The organism is Kitasatospora sp. NEAU-CNBT7, from assembly GCF_057220535.1.
Genome location: NZ_JBXQQB010000009.1, coordinates 102061 through 116545 on the forward strand (window position 1 = coordinate 102061; position 14485 = coordinate 116545).

The window sequence follows — 14485 nt, forward strand, 5'->3', positions numbered from 1 at the left end:
GGTGACAATGCGGTCGACCGAGGAGGCAGAGGATGGCGACGGGATCACTGACGGGCCAGGTCGCGCTGGTCACCGGGGCGGGCCGGGGCATCGGGCGGGAGATCGCGGTCGGCCTGGCCGCCGAGGGGATGTCCGTCGGGCTGGTCGGCCGGACCCACGGATCACTGATCGACACCCTCAAGGTGTGCGCCCGGCACGGCGCCCGCGGGGTCGCCGTCACCGCCGACGTGACCCGGCCCGGGGCCGTCCGGGAGGCGGTCCGGGCGGTCGAGCGCGACCTCGGCCCGCTGGACCTGCTGGTCAACAACGCCGGGACGGTCGACCGCCAGGAGGTGCCGCTCTGGGAGACCGACCCCGCCGAGTGGTGGCAGGTGGTGGAGACCAACCTGCGCGGCCCGTACAACCTGCTGCGCAGCGTGCTGCCCGGGATGGTGGGACGCGGCCGCGGCCGGGTGGTCAACCTCAACTCGGGCTTCGCGCTGCGCCCGGACGGCCGCTACACGGCGTACGCGACCTCCAAGGGCGCCCTGCTCCAGCTGTCCGACAACATCGCCGACTCGCTGGCCGCGCACGGCGTGGTGGTGCTGGACATCAGCCCGGGCGCGGTGGCGACCGACATGACGGCCGGGATGCCGATGTTCGCGGGCATGAAGGAGTGGGGCTCGATCCCCTACATGGTCGCCGTCACGGTGGACGCCGCGCGGGGCCGCTTCGACGCGCTGCACGGCCGGTTCATCCACGCGGGCCGGGACAACCTGGAGCAGCTGGTCGCCCGGGCCGCGGAGATCAGGGCGGCCGACGCCAGGACGTTGCGGCTGCGCCCCTACGGCGAGGGGGACCCGCTCGGCTGAGCGGGCCCGGGCCGCCCGCCCCGGCGTTCAACCGCTCAGGCGCACAGCTCGCTGGCGGTCACCGCGGCCAGGCCGCGCCCGGCCAGCCCCGCCAGGATCCCGGGCATCGCGTCGGCGGTACCCCGGTGGCCCAGGTGCAGGGCGACCACCGAACCGTTGCCGACGGCGTTCACCACCCGCTTCTGCACCGTGTCGCTGCCCGGGTCGGTGTAGTCGCGGGGGTCGATGTCGAAGGACAGGCAGTGCTCGTAGCCGACCAGCCGGGCCTGCTCGCGGACCGTCCGGCTGGCGTACTGCGCGGCCGACGGCCGGAACCAGCGGCCGATCGAGCCGGTCAGCCGCTGCAGCCGGTCGGCGCACTCGGCTATCTCCTGCCGTACCTGGTCCGGCGTCAGGGCGGCGATGTTGCGGTGGTTCTGGGTGTGGTTGCCCAGTTCGTGGCCGCCGTCCAGGATCCGCCGGGCGATCTGCGGCTGCTCGTCCAGCCAGCTGCCGACGACCAGCACGGTGACCCGGGCGCCGTGCTGCTCGGCCGTCCGCAGGACGCTCTCGGCGATGGCCGGGTCGCCCTGCCCGTGGAAGGTGAGCGCGATCTGCGGACGGTTGCGCGGCCCGCTGACCACCTCCTCCGGGGTGCCGGCCGCCAGCGGCGGCAGGGCGGGCACGGGCGGCACGGCCGCGCCGGGCTGCGCGGTGTCGGAGGCCGCCGGCGACTCGGCGGCGGGGGTGCCGGTGTCCACCGCGCCGGCGGTGGCCCGGTCGGACGGCCGGGGACGGGCGGCGAGCGAGAGCGGCGCGGCGCCCGGCCGGGTGTCCGGACCGGCGGAGCAGGCGGCGAGTGCGCCGGACCCGGCCGTCAGGCCGGCCAGGGCGGCGGCGCGCAGGAGGAGGCGTCGGTCGACAGTCATCGGTCGACAGCCTAGACAGTGACGCACGACTGTGCGATTCGGGTCCGGCCGGGTCGCGGACGCCGCCGGGCTGTGGCCGAGTGGAGACAGCCGGAGCCGATCCGGCCGGGCCCGGGCCGACGCCCGCGGCCCCGCGCACGTCCAGGAGGAGACCTCGATGGACCTTCAGCTCTCCGGGAAGACCGCCGTCGTGACCGGCGCCAGCAAGGGCATCGGCCTCGCGGTGACCAGGGCGCTGGCGGCCGAGGGCGTCCGGGTGGCCGCGGCCGCCAGGACCGTCACCGACGAGATGACCGGCCACCCGCACGGCGGCCTGGTCCACCCGGTCGCCGTCGACCTCACCACCGCCGACGGCCCCGCCTCGCTGGTCCGGGAGGCGGTCGGACGCTTCGGCGGCCTGGACATTCTGGTCAACAACGTCGGCGCGGTGCGCCCGCGCCTGGGCGGCTTCCGCTCCGTCACCGACGAGGACTGGACCTGGGGGCTGACCGTCAACTTCCTCGCCGCCGTCCGCACCACCCGGGCCGCGCTGCCGCACCTGATCGAGCGCGGCGCCGCGTCGGTCGTCACGGTCAGCTCGGTCAACGCCTTCCTGCCCGATCCGTCGATCATCGACTACTGCGCGGCCAAGGCGGCGCTGACCAACTTCTGCAAGGCGCTGTCCAAGGAGGTCGGCCCGCTCGGCGTGCGGGTCAACACCGTCAGCCCCGGGCCGGTCTCGACCGCGCTGTGGCTCGGCGACGACGGGGTGGCGGCGACCGTCGCCGGGGCCGCCGGCACCCGGCCCGAGGACGTCGCCGACCAGGTCGCCGGCCAGAGCGCGACCGGCCGCTTCAGCCGCCCCGAGGAGGTCGCCGACCTGGTCCTGCTGCTGGCCGGCGACCGCGCCGGCAATGTCACCGGCAGCGACTTCGTCATCGACGGCGGACTCGTCACCACGCTGTGACGGCGGCCCTACGCGTCGGCGGGCCCGGACGCGTGCTCGGGCTCGTGGGCGGCGGGAGCAGCAGGAGCGGTGGGAGCGGCGGATCCGGCCGCCTGCCAGGCCCGGTGGGTGGCCAGCACCTTGGACCACAGCGCCGACCGCTGCGCGGGGGCCAGCCCGGCCGCCGACAGGCCGAAGACCTCCTCCAGGGTGGCGAACCACTCGTCGGCCGAGGTGAGTTCACGCACCTGGCGGCCCTCCGCGCCGAGCCGGACCAGCACCAGCCCGCGCAGCAGCCGGTACCCGTCGGCGTCGCGCAGCTGCGCGCACAGCGCCCGGACGAACGGGGAGTCCGGCGAGGTCGACAGCCACCGGTGCTGCTCCACGAAGTCGGCCGGCCCGGCCGCGTCGGGGGAGAAGTCCATCCCGAGGAAGGAACCGCCCGGGTCGTTGTGCAGCCGCCAGCCGCCCGGCACCACCGCGGACGGCTCCAGCCGGTACTCCAGCGGCCCCTGCCGGTAGGTGCCCGCGCGCAGCGGCAGCGGCTCGTGCAGGCCGTCACCGAGCCCGACGTCCGCCAGCAGCTCCTCGCCCTCGCAGCGCACCGTCAGCGCCAGGTGGTTGCCGGTGGCACCGGGCGGCTGCTCGTCGGTCCGAGTGTGCACCCCGCCCAGGTGCCACCGGACCTGGTACCCGAGGGCCGTCAGCAGCGTCGCGAAGGCGCCGTTCAGATGGAAGCAGTACCCGCCGCCACCGGCCAGGATCCGCGCTATGGAGTCCCCGGGGTCGACCGTCGTCGGTCGGCCGAGCTGGATCTCCAGGTTCTCGTACGGCACCCGCTCGACGTGCGCCCGGTGCAGTCGGCGCAGGGCGTCCGCGGTCGGGCGGGGCGGGCGGGGGACGCCGAGCCGGCGCAGATAGGCGTCCACGGTGTCATCGGTGATCATGCCGTGGCACCCTAGCCGGTATGACCGACATCCTGCTGACGCTCCGTCCGATACCCGACCGGGCCGACGGTTTGCTGCTCCGGGCCGGTGCGCCGCCCCGGCTGCGCGCCCACCTGGAACTGGTCCACGACGTGGCCGCCCGGCTGCTCGACGGCATCGCCGTGCGCTGGCCCGGCGCCGCCGTCGACGGGCCGGCCGTGCTGTTCGGCGCCGCCACCCACGACCTCGGCAAGGTGCGACACCCCGAGGAGCTCACCGGCCCCGGCCACCGGCACGAGGAGGCCGGACACCTGCTGCTGCTCGAACTCGGCGTCGACCCGGCGGACGCCCGCTTCGCCCGGACCCACGCGTCCTGGACCCTGCCGGGGATCACCCTGGAGGAACTGCTGGTCAGCCTGGCCGACCAGGTCTGGCGGGGCAGCCGCCGGGCCGACCTGGAGGACCTGGTGACCGCCCGGCTGGCCGCGGCGTGCGGGCAGGAGACCTGGGAGGCCTTCCTGGCGCTGGACGACCTGCTCGCCGACCTCGGCGCGGACGCCGACCGGCGCCTCGCCCACCAGAACGCCTTCTCGCCCGTCGGCTGAGCCCCTCCCGCCCCGCTCCCGGGCCTCGCCGGCGCGGTGCGCGCGGGCTACCGCTCGGCGGGGCAGAACGCGTCCGCGGCCGGCCGGTGGCCGGTGACCAGGAACCGGGTCACCAGCGCGTCGCCGCAGGCGTTGCCGTTGGCCAGGTAGGCGTCGTGCCCGCCGGAGTCCACGGCCACCATCCGGGCCCGGTCGCCCAGGGCCTGCCGCAGCTTCAGCGCACCGTGGTACGGGGTGGCGGGGTCGCGCAGGTTCTGCACCAGCAGCACGTTCGACGGCCCCCGCGGTGTCACCCTCACCGGCGGCTCCGCCGGGGCAGGCCAGAACGCGCACGGCATCACGTTGACCGGCATCCCGGCCGTCAGCGGGCGGGCCGCCCGCTCCCGCGCCACCGCCTGCGGGTAGCCGGCGGCCGCCGGGGGCCAGGCCACGTCGTTGCACAGGGTGCCGACCGAGACGGCGACGGTGTTCTGCAGTGCGGCGTCCGGCGGCGCCTGCACGGCGGGCAGCGGACGCGTGCCCTGCGCGGCCAGCACCAGCCGGGCCAGCACGGGGAACTTCTCGTCGTCGTACAGGCTCTGCAGCATCGTCTCGCGCAGCGCGTTGCCTTCCAGCACCGGGGGGTTGGCGCCCGGCCAGGCCAGCGGTGCGCGGTCCAGCCGGGCGGCCAGGTCCAGGAACAGCGGCCGGACCTGCTCGGCGGTGTCGGCGAGCCGGTCCGGGTTGCCGGGCGCGGCCGCCCAGGCCGCGAAGTCGGGGAAGCGGTCCTCCGCGCCCGGCCCGAACGCGGCCAGCCAGCCCCGGCCGACCTTCGCCGGGTCCGGGTCGTCGTTGCTGTCCAGCACGATCCGGTCGGTGTGCGCGGGGAACATCGTGGCGTACACCGCCCCCACGTAGGTGCCGTACGAGGTGCCCCAGGCGGAGATCCGCCGCTCGCCGAGCGCCCGGCGGAGCAGGTCGAGGTCGCGGGCCTCGTTGGCGGTGGACAGCGAGCGCAGCACCGGGCCGCCGTTGGCCAGGCAGGTCTCGGCGACCCGGCGGGCGGTCGCGGTGTTGGCGGCGGTCGAACCGTCGGCGGCGGGCCACGGGCGCAGCCGGACCATCGACAGGTCCTCGTGCGTCAGCCCGCAGTCGACGGGGGTGCTGTGCCCGACCCCGCGCGGGTCGAAACCGATCAGGTCGTAGCGGTCGCGGACCTCCTGCGGCAGCCGGCCGAGCACGGCGGACGGTGTGTTCAGGCCGGTTCCGCCTGGGCCGCCCGGGATCAACAGCAGGCTGCCGCGCCGCAGTTCGGGCCGGGCGGCGGCGATCCTGGACACCGCGAGGGTGATCCGCGGCCCGTCGGGGCGGCTGTGGTCGAGCGGTACGGCGAGCGTGGCGCAGCGCTGTTCGGGGGCGGTCGCACCGTCGCAGGCGCCCCAGGCCAGAGGTGCGGGAGGGGCGGGTGCGGCGGCGGCGACCGGGACGGTGCTGGCGAGGACGGCGACGGCGGCGGCGGCAACGGCCGCGGTGCGGTGGATGATTCCCATGCGGAGCAGTCTTGCCGGGCGCCGGGCGCGATCCCATCGGGCCAACGGGCCTGTCCCTGGTGGGGAGTTCCCCACTCCGGACCTCGGGTCAGCCGCCGGTGGCGGCCGGCCGCCGGGGCCGGCCGGCGGTGATACCCGCGCCGACGCCGACGCCCACCAGTACGGTCCCGGCCAGCTCGCCGGGGTGCAGGCCGCCGGTGCCCAGCGCGGCGCCGGAGAGGGCCGCCGTGACCGGGATCAGGCCCGCGAACAGTCCGGCCCGCTCCGGTCCCAGCCGGCCGAGCGCGGTGTACCAGAGCAGGAAGGCCACCACGGTCAGCATGACCGCCAGGTACAGCAGCGCCGCCGCCTCGCCGGCGGTCGGAACCCGCAGCAGCGGCCCGCCGTCCAGGACCAGCCCGGCCAGCGCGAACATCGGCACCGCGAGCGCCGTGGTGTACGCGGAGACCCGGACCGGGCCCAGCCGGGGGAGCAGGTCGACGGCGAGCAGCGAGAACGCCGCCTCGCAGGCCAGCGTGCCCAGCGCGCACCCGAAGCCCAGCAGGTCCCCGGGCCCGAAGCCCTGGGTGACCGCGGCCCCGGCCACCACCACCCCCGCGGCCGCCAGCAGCCGGAGCTGCGGCCGGCGGCGGGCCAGCACCGGCGCCAGCACCGCGAGCAGCAGCGGGGTGCAGCCCACCACCGAGCCGACCGCCGCCGGGTCGGTCCGGCGCAGCGCCTGGATCAGCAGCACGTTGAACGCGAACAGGCCGGTGGCGGCGAGCAGGACCAGCCGCAGCAGTTCGCTGCGGCTCGGGCGCGGCCGCAGCGGGCCGCCGCGCCGGACCAGCGGCAGCAGCAGGGCGGCGGCCAGCAGGTAGCGGGCGGCCTGCCCGCCGTACAGGGGGTAGTCGGTCAGGGCGGCGGTGGCGCCGGTGGAGCACCCCAGGACGGTCATCGCGGCGGCCGCGTACAGCCCGCCGGAGGCGGCCCGGGAGAGCGCCCGCCGCCGGGCGGGGACCGGGACGGCGGCGGGCGCGGGGACGCCGGCGGGTGCTCGGTCAACGGCGGCTGCTCGGTCGACGGCGGGTGATCGGTCAGCGGCGGGTACAGGGGCGGTGGCGGGTACGGGGGCGGTGGCGGGCTCGGTGGGCGGCATGTCTGTCACGCTAGGAGCGGAAGTGGTCCGCCGGACAGGTCCACTCGAGGCCCCGTGGGGAGGACCACTGTGAGCGAGCTGTTCGTCCCGCTCGACCACGCGCTCGGCGACCTGACCGGTCAGCTGACCCGGGCGCTGCGCGGCGCCGTCCAGGGCGGACGGCTGGCGGCCGGTGCCCGGCTGCCGTCCACCCGCGCGCTGGCCGTCCAACTCGGGCTGTCCCGTGGAGTGGTGGTCGAGTCCTACGCCCAACTGGTCGCCGAGGGCTACCTGGTGGGCGTACGCGGCTCGGGTACCCGGGTGGCGCCCGGGGTCGCCCGGCCGCCCGCCCCCGAGCCGCCGGCCCGTTCCGACCGGCCGCCCGGGTACGACCTCAAGCCGGGTACGCCCGACCTGGCGGCCTTCCCGCGGGCCGCCTGGCTGGCCGCCACCCGCCGGGCGCTCACGGCCGTCCAGCACGGCCGGCTCGGCTACGGCGACCCGGCCGGGCTGCCCGAGCTGCGGGCCGAACTCGCCGGCCACCTGGCCCGGGTGCGGGCGGCGGCGGCCGGGCCGGGCGAGGTGACCGTGGTCGCCGGGGTGGCCCAGGGGCTGTCCCTGCTGGTGCGGGTGCTGGCGGCCCGCGGTCCGCAGCGGTACGCGGTCGAGGACCCGTGCTCGCCCGGCACCCTGGCGCTGCTGCGGGCCCACGGCGTGGAGCCGGTCGGCGTCCCGGTCGACCGGGACGGCCTGGACGTCGGGGCGCTGGCCGCCACCGGCGCCACCGTGGTGCTGGTCACGCCCGCGCACCAGTACCCCACCGGGGTGGTGCTGGCGCCCGCCCGCCGGGCCGAACTCATCGCCTGGGCACGGGAGTCCGGTGCGCTGGTGGTGGAGGACGACTATGACGCCGAGTTCCGCTACGACCGCGAACCGGTCGGCTGCCTGCAGGGCCTGGCGCCGGACTCGGTGGTGCACCTCGGATCGCTCAGCAAGTCGCTCGCGCCCGCGCTGCGGCTCGGCTGGGCCGTGCTGCCCGGGCCGCTGGCCGCCGAGTTCCACCATGCCAAGCGCTACGCCGACCTGGGCACCGGCGTGATCGAGCAGCTCGCCTTCGCCGAGCTGCTGTCCGGCGGCGGCTACGACCGGCACCTGCGCACCGTCCGCGCGGTCTACCGGCGGCGCCGGGACGTGCTGGTGGGCGCGCTGCGGTCGGCGCTGCCCGCGACCGAGGTGCGCGGTGTCGCGGCCGGGCTCCACCTGTACCTCGAACTGCCGCCCGGTACCGCGGAGGAGGCCGTGGTGGCCGCCGCGCTCGAACGCGACCTCCGGGTCGAGCCGGTCGGTCCGATGCGGCTGAGCCCGGGCCCGCCGGCCCTCGCCCTCGGCTTCGGGGTGCTGCCCGAGCGCCGGCTGGCCAGGGCGGTCGAGCTGCTGGCCGAGGCGGTCGACAGCGCCGGCGGCACCGGGCGGCCGTGAAGGCCCGCGCGGCGTCGCTGTCCCGGGGCCTCAGGCCTTGCCCGGTCCGGTCACCAGTCCGCGATGGCCCGCCGGGGAGTGCGCCGCGCCGAGGTGAACAGGTTGTTCGAGCGTTCGTGCAGGTCGCCGACGCGGTCGACCACCCGGACGCGGACGCAGAGGGCGTCGATCACGCTCATCGCGTGCGGGCCGAACCAGCCGAGCATGGCCCGTTCCTGTCCGGCCAGGGGTGCCCCGCGCGTCCACAGCTTGATCATGTAGTCGACGTCCGGGCGCAGCCCGGCGCGCGTCAACTCCTCCGTCAGCGCGGCGAATTCGAGCCAGGACTCGGCAGCGGGCGGATCCTGCCCGATGAACCGTACCGAGTACCTCATCTCCCAGACGGTCGCCGCGTCCTGCGCGCCGTTGCGGATCTGGCAGCCCCAGACCAGCTCGTCGGCGCTCGGTCCCAGCTGGACCACCCGTCCGTCGAACCCGATCATCGGGCGGATCGCGGTGGCGTACTGCGCCCGCGCGATCAGCCCGCCACCGGTCGCCAGCACCGCCGCGGTCGCGCTCTGGACGTCGAGGAGCTGGACCGGCGCGCCACCGGGGTCCGACGCCGCGAGGTTCTGCTGGACGATCGTGTAGACGAGCAGCAGACCGCTCACGCCGACCAGGCCGATCAGCAGCTGCCAGAAGACCCAGTTGCGCCGAATGATCCGCTGCGGTGTCTCCACCCTCGCCCCCTCGCTCCGGCCATCACCGTACGGCGCAGCCCGGCCGAGCGACAGACAGCCTCCCGGCCCCGGCGGTGCTTCTAATAGGCCACCGAGACGGTCCGTCCGACCGTGGCGGGCCGGGCCAGGACGGCGAGCATGCAGTGGGCGACGTCGGCCCGGGAGATGCTGGTGCCGTGGCGCAGGTTCCGGTCGTGTGCCGTCCGGTAGGTGCCGGTCACCGGCCTGTCGCTGAGGTAGACCGGGCGGACGGCGGTCCAGTCCAGGCCGCTGTCGCGCAGCACATCCTCCATCCGTGCCAGGTCCGCGTAGTGCGCCCGCAGGACCGCCTTGAGCAGCGGGTAGGCCAGGGTGCGCAGGACGAGACCGTCGCCGGGGTCGTGCCGCGGCGGGTGGGGGCGCCCGGGGGAGGGCACGGTGCCGACCGGGGCCGCGCTCACCGCGACCAGCCGGCGGGCGCCGGTGCCGCGCATCGCGGTGACGATCGCGTCGGTGCCCCGCCAGGCGACCCCGGCCTCGGCCTTCGACACCGGGCCGAGGGCGGAGAGCACCGCGTCGGCGCCTTCGACGGCGGCCCGCAGCGCGGCGGGGTCCGGGGCGGCGAGGTCGGCGGTCAGCACCCGGGCCGGGGTGGCGGGCAGCCGGCCGGGATCCCGGACGACGGCGGTGACGTCGTGTCCGGCGTCGGTGGCCTGGTGGAGCAGCAGCCGGCCGATGCCGCCGGAGGCCGCGAAGATCGTGAGTCTCATCGGAGGTGCCTTCCCGTGGGAACGTGGGTGGGCGGCCCGGGTCCGGCCGGTCCACCGGCCGGAGCCCGCCACCCGGCGGGTGGCCGCGTCGGCGCGGACACCGTGGCCGTCGACCTCGCGCTCCGGGACGGCCGGGACGGCCGGAATCGCCCCGGGGACGACCGGGACGGCGTTCGGGATGCGTGCCTGCACGGCTGCTGCTCCCTTCGTCACGTCGCGCCCGGACCGGCCGCGGTGGCCGCTCACCTTCATGACGCATCGGGAGGAGGGAGTGTGACGGCTGCGGGGAACCCGTCCGCGCGCGGCCGCGCCGGGTCAGTCCAGTTCGTCGGCCAGCAGGTCCATCAGCAGGCCGTCGTGCCAGCTGCCGTCCGGGCCGCGCTCGTAGCGGCGCATCACGCCGACCGGCCGGAAGCCCGCCTTGCGGTAGCAGGCGATGGCGGCGGCGTTGTCGGCGGCCGGGTCGATCACCAGCCGGTGGTGGCCCAGCTCGCCGGTCAGATAGCGGGCGAGGGTGCGGACGGTGTCGGTGCCGAGGCCGCGGCCGTGCACCGCGGGGTCGAGGTAGATGTCGATGCCCGCGTGCCGGTAGTCGGGCTCCTCCTCGGCGTGCCACTGGACGGCGCCGACCACCCGGCCGCGGTACTCGACGGCCAGGGTGGGGGTGGACTCGTCGGCGAGCTCCTCGGCGACCTCGGCGGCCAGGTCCTCCCGGCCGCGCCAGCGGGCGTACACCTCGGGCGTGGCCCGGATGGCGGCGAGCGCCGGGACGTCGTCGGCGGTGGCGGGCCGCAGCGTGACGGCGGCGCCGGTGAGGGTCGGCCGGGTGTCCAGGTCCATGGCCCGACGCTACCCGACCGGCGGACCACCGCCGGCTACCGCTCCGGCGGACCGTCCGGCGGGTGGCAGGCGGACCGGGCGGGCATCGGCCCGTACGGGCTGTTGACCACCGCGGGCAGCGAGCCGGCCCGCAGGAACCGGTGCCCCTCGTAGGGATCGAGGTGCCAGTGGCCGCCGTCCGTCATCGCCGCGATGTCCGCGAGGTTCTCGGCGAGCCAGGCCAGGCCCGCCCGGTCCCCGGTGATCACCAGGATCCGGTGCAGTCCGTCGAGGGCCAGTGAGACCCCGGGCCGGGACGAGCTCCGGACCTCGACGGCGTCCAGCCCGGCACAGGGCAGCCGCCCGACCCCGGCGGCCACCAGGCCGGCGAGCGCCGCCAGAGCGTCGCCGCTGCCGGCGAGATCCAACTCGTACGGGTACGCGGTGACCGTCAGCGCCGGGGCGGCGCCCGGCCGTGCGGGGGCCACCCCGGCGGAGGTCATCCCGCGAGCCAGGGGTTGGCGTCGGTGAGGTCGACGCTCTTCAGCACCACCAGCATCACCAGCACCAGCAGCACCGCCACCAGACCGGTGGCCTGCACCGCGCCGCGCTGCTTGGCGGGCGCGAAGGCGATCACCGCGCCGGTCGCCAGGCCGGTCAGCAGCCCGCCCAGGTGGCCCTGCCAGGAGGTGATGCCGGCCGAGACGACCAGCCAGATCACCATGCTGATCAGTTGCCGGTTCCCGCCCAGCGGGTCGTGGTGCAGGCGGCGGCTGAGCACGAAGTACGCGGCGGTCAGGCCGAAGATCGCCCCGGAGGCGCCGATGGCCGCGCCGGTCGGGTCCAGCAGGTAGACCAGCGCCGAGCCGCCGAGCGCGGAGAGCAGGTACACCGCGAGGTAGCGCAGCGCGCCGAGCCGCTCCTCGACCACCCGGCCCACCACCCACAGCGAGAACATGTTCATCAGGATGTGCGCGATCCCGAACCGCCCCTCGGTCGGCTGCTGGTGCAGGAACGCCGAGGTGATCAGCCGGTACCACTCGCCGTGCGCCACCCCGACCGGGTGGAAGTCCGGCGGCAGCACGTACCCGCTGAACCGGTAGTAGCCGCCGTCCGGACCGACCACCGCCAGCCCGCGCATGCAGAAGTCGTCGATCACCGTGCTCCTGGCCAGCTCGGCCAGGTACGCCAGCACGTTCAGCGCGATCAGCGCGTACGTGACGAAGGGGACGCTGCTGACCCGGCCGCCGAACTGGGTCCGCACCGGCCGCATGTCCTGGTTCCCGGCCTTCACGCATTCCGGGCACTGGTAGCCGACCGCGGCGTCGCGCATGCAGTCCGGGCAGATGTGGCGCTCGCAGCGGGTGCAGCGGATGTGCGACTCCCGCTGCGGGTGCCGGAAGCAGACCGGGTCGGGCCGGACCTCGGGGCTCTGCGGATCGTCGGCGGCGTGCGTGGCGTTCATGCGGGCTGGGGTCTCCGTCGGTCTGCGTCGAGCCTCGGGCGCCGGAGCGGGCCGGGCGCCGGGGCGGCGGGGTGTCGGGGTGTCGGCGAACAAACTAGCGAACGCGACCCCCGGCCGGGAGGCCCAGCCCCGGCCCGGGGCTGACGTCCCGTCCGGGCCCGCCACCGCGGGGACCACCGGGAGTACGCCCGGCGGACCGGGCCGCCCCACCGCGCGGGGGCCCGCGCCGCTGCGACCGGGGGCGCCGGCGGGCTCGGCTAGCCTGGAGGCACGATGAACCGTTTCACGACGCCCTGGGGCGAGCTCGACCTGACCCGCTTCCCCGAGGACCCGCGCGACCCGCTCCGCGCCTGGGACGCCGCCGACGAGTACCTGCTGCGGCACCTCGACGGCATCGACGACGCCCCCGCCACCGACCTGTCGGGCACCGTCGCCGTGCTGGGCGACCGCTGGGGCGCGCTGGCCACCGCGCTCGCCGCGCACCGGCCGGTCCAGATCGGCGACTCCTACCTCGGCCGCCGGGCCACCCTCGCCAACCTGCGGCGGGCCGGGGCCGCACCGGACGCCGTCCGGCTGCTCACCACCCGGGACCCGGTGCCGGAGCGGATCGACGTGCTGCTGGTGCGGGTCCCCAAGAGCCTCGCACTGCTGGAGGACCAGCTGCACCGGCTGGCACCCGCCGTCCACCCGGGCACCGTGGTGGTCGGCACCGGCATGGTCACCGAGATCCACACCTCCACGCTCACCCTCTTCGAGCGCATCCTCGGCCCCACCCGGACCTCGCTGGCGGCCCGCAAGGCCCGGCTGATCTTCTGCACCCCCGACCCGGCCGTCGCCCCGGCCGCCAACCCGTGGCCGCACAGCTACCCGCTGCCCGACGGGATCGGCCCGCTGTCCGGACGGACGGTCACCAACCACGCCGGCACCTTCTGCGCCGAGCGCCTCGACATCGGCACCCGCTTCTTCCTCCAGCACCTGCCGCGGCACACCGGACCCGAGCGGGTGGTGGACCTCGGCTGCGGCAACGGCGTGGTGGGGACGGCGGTCGCGCTGGCCAACCCGGCGGCCGACCTGCTCTTCACCGACGAGTCGTACCAGGCGGTGGCCTCCGCCGAGGCCACCTTCCGGGCCAACGCCCCGGCGGGCACGCAGGCCGCCTTCCAGGTCGGTGACGGCCTGTCGGGCGTCCCGGCCGGATCGGTGGACCTGGTGCTCAACAACCCGCCGTTCCACAGCCACCAGGCCACCACCGACGCCACCGCCCGCCGGATGTTCACCGGCGCCCGCGACGCGCTGCGCCCCGGCGGCGAACTGCTGGTGGTCGGCAACCGCCACCTCGGCTACCACGTCAAACTGCGCCGGCTCTTCGGCAACTGCGAACTGGTGGCCAGCAACCCGAAGTTCGTCGTCCTGCGAGCAGTCAGGAGCTGACCGGGTGCCACGGGGGAGGGCCGGCCGGGCGGCCGGCGCGGTGATCGGTTCGGCGGTCGGTGACGCGCTCGGCGCGCCCTTCGAGTTCGGTCCGCCGGGCATGTTCTCGGCCCGCTTCCCGGACCCGGGCGGGGCGGTGGGCAGTGAGATGTGCGGCGGCGGTGGCTGGGACCCGGGCGAGGCCACCGACGACACCCAGCAGGCCGTGCACCTGGGCGAGTCGCTGCTCGAGTGCGACGGGCTCGACCTCCCGGACGTCTTCGCCCGGCTGCGGCGGTGGGCCGCCGCCGACCCCAAGGACATCGGCATCCAGACCGAGCAGGTGCTCACCGGCGACCTGCCCTGGGACCTCGCCGCCGCCGTGCACTTCCAGACCACCGCGCGGGCGGCCGGCAACGGTTCGCTGATGCGCGCCACCACCTCCGCCGTGTACTTCGCCCCGGCCGGCCGGGCGCGGACCATGGACGCCGCCCGTTCGATCGCCGCCCTCACCCACGGCGACCGGGCCGCCTGGGAGGGCACCGCGGTCTTCCACGAGCTGGTCCGCACCGCGCTGGCGGGCGGGGACCCGCTCGCCGCACTGCCGTCCGTGCTGGCCGACGTCCACCCCGACCACCGGGAGCGGTACGCCGCCGTGCTCGCCCCCGACTGGCACCCCGACCGGGCGACCGAGTTCAACGGCGCGGTCTGGCCTTGTCTGGGTTCGGCCGTGTGGGCGCTGCGCACCACCGCCACCTTCGAGGACGCGCTGCGCGCGGCGGTCGACCTCGGCGGGGACACCGACACCGTCGCCGCCGTGACCGGCGGTCTGGCCGGGGCGGTGTACGGCCTGGCGGCCGTGCCCGCCCGCTGGACCGAGGCGCTGCACGTGCCGTTGCCGGGTGGCGGCGGGCGGGTGCTGCGGCTGCCCGAGCTGCTCGGTCTGGCGGACCGGCTGGCGGCGCGGTAGCCCGACGCGCCCG

15 protein-coding genes are annotated in these 14485 nt (G+C 76.3%); 6 read left to right on the forward strand and 9 right to left on the reverse strand.

Annotation, left to right across the window (positions count from 1 at the left end; translation table 11 throughout):
* The first annotated feature begins 32 nt into the window (after nt 1-32).
* Complete coding sequence (locus AC2TEW_RS14755; protein ID WP_484623786.1) at nt 33-851, forward strand: SDR family NAD(P)-dependent oxidoreductase; 819 nt, start codon at nt 33-35, stop codon at nt 849-851.
* Between the two features lie 35 nt (nt 852-886).
* On the opposite strand, the gene AC2TEW_RS14760 is transcribed toward AC2TEW_RS14755, so the two are convergent.
* Complete coding sequence (locus AC2TEW_RS14760; protein ID WP_484623787.1) at nt 887-1759, reverse strand: polysaccharide deacetylase family protein; 873 nt, start codon at nt 1757-1759, stop codon at nt 887-889.
* Between the two features lie 157 nt (nt 1760-1916).
* On the opposite strand from AC2TEW_RS14760, the gene AC2TEW_RS14765 reads away from it, so the two are divergent.
* Nucleotides 1917-2705: an oxidoreductase gene (locus AC2TEW_RS14765; RefSeq protein WP_484623788.1), complete on the forward strand. Its 789-nt coding sequence runs from the start codon at nt 1917-1919 to the stop codon at nt 2703-2705.
* 8 nt (nt 2706-2713) lie between these two features.
* Here AC2TEW_RS14765 and AC2TEW_RS14770 read toward each other — a convergent pair whose 3' ends face one another.
* Entirely contained in the window at nt 2714-3631 is a 918-nt protein-coding gene (locus tag AC2TEW_RS14770; RefSeq protein ID WP_484623789.1) for an arylamine N-acetyltransferase family protein, read from the reverse strand.
* A gap of 20 nt (nt 3632-3651) precedes the next feature.
* On the opposite strand from AC2TEW_RS14770, the gene AC2TEW_RS14775 reads away from it, so the two are divergent.
* A complete protein-coding gene (locus AC2TEW_RS14775; protein ID WP_484623790.1) occupies nt 3652-4215 on the forward strand; it encodes an HD domain-containing protein in 564 nt (187 codons plus the stop codon).
* A 47-nt stretch (nt 4216-4262) separates the two neighbouring features.
* Here the strand turns inward: AC2TEW_RS14775 and AC2TEW_RS14780 are convergent, their stop codons facing one another.
* Together AC2TEW_RS14780 and AC2TEW_RS14785 are read right to left on the reverse strand one after the other, a co-directional pair.
* Complete coding sequence (locus AC2TEW_RS14780) at nt 4263-5744, reverse strand: alpha/beta hydrolase (protein ID WP_484623791.1); 1482 nt, start codon at nt 5742-5744, stop codon at nt 4263-4265.
* Between the two features lie 88 nt (nt 5745-5832).
* Nucleotides 5833-6882, reverse strand: a complete 1050-nt coding sequence (locus tag AC2TEW_RS14785) for a DMT family transporter (RefSeq protein WP_484623792.1) — start codon at nt 6880-6882, stop codon at nt 5833-5835.
* Between the two features lie 69 nt (nt 6883-6951).
* On the opposite strand from AC2TEW_RS14785, the gene pdxR reads away from it, so the two are divergent.
* Nucleotides 6952-8340: a MocR-like pyridoxine biosynthesis transcription factor PdxR gene (gene pdxR / locus AC2TEW_RS14790; RefSeq protein ID WP_484623793.1), complete on the forward strand. Its 1389-nt coding sequence runs from the start codon at nt 6952-6954 to the stop codon at nt 8338-8340.
* A gap of 50 nt (nt 8341-8390) precedes the next feature.
* Here the strand turns inward: pdxR and AC2TEW_RS14795 are convergent, their stop codons facing one another.
* The 5 genes from AC2TEW_RS14795 to AC2TEW_RS14815 form a co-directional block, all read right to left on the reverse strand.
* A complete protein-coding gene (locus AC2TEW_RS14795) occupies nt 8391-9059 on the reverse strand; it encodes a hypothetical protein (RefSeq protein ID WP_484623794.1) in 669 nt (222 codons plus the stop codon).
* 80 nt (nt 9060-9139) lie between these two features.
* Nucleotides 9140-10000: an NAD(P)-dependent oxidoreductase gene (locus AC2TEW_RS14800; protein WP_484623795.1), complete on the reverse strand. Its 861-nt coding sequence runs from the start codon at nt 9998-10000 to the stop codon at nt 9140-9142.
* 123 nt (nt 10001-10123) lie between these two features.
* A complete protein-coding gene (locus tag AC2TEW_RS14805) occupies nt 10124-10648 on the reverse strand; it encodes a GNAT family N-acetyltransferase (protein ID WP_484623796.1) in 525 nt (174 codons plus the stop codon).
* A 35-nt stretch (nt 10649-10683) separates the two neighbouring features.
* A complete protein-coding gene (locus AC2TEW_RS14810) occupies nt 10684-11130 on the reverse strand; it encodes an Imm32 family immunity protein (RefSeq protein WP_484623797.1) in 447 nt (148 codons plus the stop codon).
* Nucleotides 11127-12092 carry a rhomboid family intramembrane serine protease gene (locus AC2TEW_RS14815; RefSeq protein WP_484623798.1) on the reverse strand — a complete coding sequence of 322 codons (966 nt, stop codon included), beginning with the start codon at nt 12090-12092 and terminating at the stop codon, nt 11127-11129. The genes AC2TEW_RS14810 and AC2TEW_RS14815 overlap by 4 nt, the downstream gene beginning before the upstream one ends.
* A gap of 273 nt (nt 12093-12365) precedes the next feature.
* Here AC2TEW_RS14815 and AC2TEW_RS14820 point away from each other — a divergent pair, with 273 nt between their 5' ends.
* Together AC2TEW_RS14820 and AC2TEW_RS14825 are read left to right on the forward strand one after the other, a co-directional pair.
* On the forward strand, nt 12366-13523 hold the full coding sequence (locus AC2TEW_RS14820) for a methyltransferase (RefSeq protein ID WP_484623799.1): 1158 nt from the start codon (nt 12366-12368) through the stop codon (nt 13521-13523).
* A gap of 4 nt (nt 13524-13527) precedes the next feature.
* Nucleotides 13528-14472 (forward strand): ADP-ribosylglycohydrolase family protein, encoded by a 945-nt coding sequence (locus tag AC2TEW_RS14825; RefSeq protein ID WP_484623800.1) that lies wholly within the window; start codon nt 13528-13530, stop codon nt 14470-14472.
* The last annotated feature ends 13 nt before the right edge of the window (nt 14473-14485 follow it).

Coding starts and splice junctions, on each gene's coding strand:
- AC2TEW_RS14775 (WP_484623790.1), top strand. CDS start 3,652: ATGACCGACATCCTGCTGACGCTCCGTCCGATACCCGACCGGGCCGAC.
- AC2TEW_RS14820 (WP_484623799.1), top strand. CDS start 12,366: ATGAACCGTTTCACGACGCCCTGGGGCGAGCTCGACCTGACCCGCTTC.
- AC2TEW_RS14810 (WP_484623797.1), bottom strand. CDS start 11,130: ATGACCTCCGCCGGGGTGGCCCCCGCACGGCCGGGCGCCGCCCCGGCG.
- AC2TEW_RS14815 (WP_484623798.1), bottom strand. CDS start 12,092: ATGAACGCCACGCACGCCGCCGACGATCCGCAGAGCCCCGAGGTCCGG.
- AC2TEW_RS14805 (WP_484623796.1), bottom strand. CDS start 10,648: ATGGACCTGGACACCCGGCCGACCCTCACCGGCGCCGCCGTCACGCTG.
- AC2TEW_RS14770 (WP_484623789.1), bottom strand. CDS start 3,631: ATGATCACCGATGACACCGTGGACGCCTATCTGCGCCGGCTCGGCGTC.
- AC2TEW_RS14780 (WP_484623791.1), bottom strand. CDS start 5,744: ATGGGAATCATCCACCGCACCGCGGCCGTTGCCGCCGCCGCCGTCGCC.
- AC2TEW_RS14765 (WP_484623788.1), top strand. CDS start 1,917: ATGGACCTTCAGCTCTCCGGGAAGACCGCCGTCGTGACCGGCGCCAGC.
- AC2TEW_RS14755 (WP_484623786.1), top strand. CDS start 33: ATGGCGACGGGATCACTGACGGGCCAGGTCGCGCTGGTCACCGGGGCG.
- AC2TEW_RS14760 (WP_484623787.1), bottom strand. CDS start 1,759: ATGACTGTCGACCGACGCCTCCTCCTGCGCGCCGCCGCCCTGGCCGGC.
- AC2TEW_RS14785 (WP_484623792.1), bottom strand. CDS start 6,882: ATGCCGCCCACCGAGCCCGCCACCGCCCCCGTACCCGCCACCGCCCCT.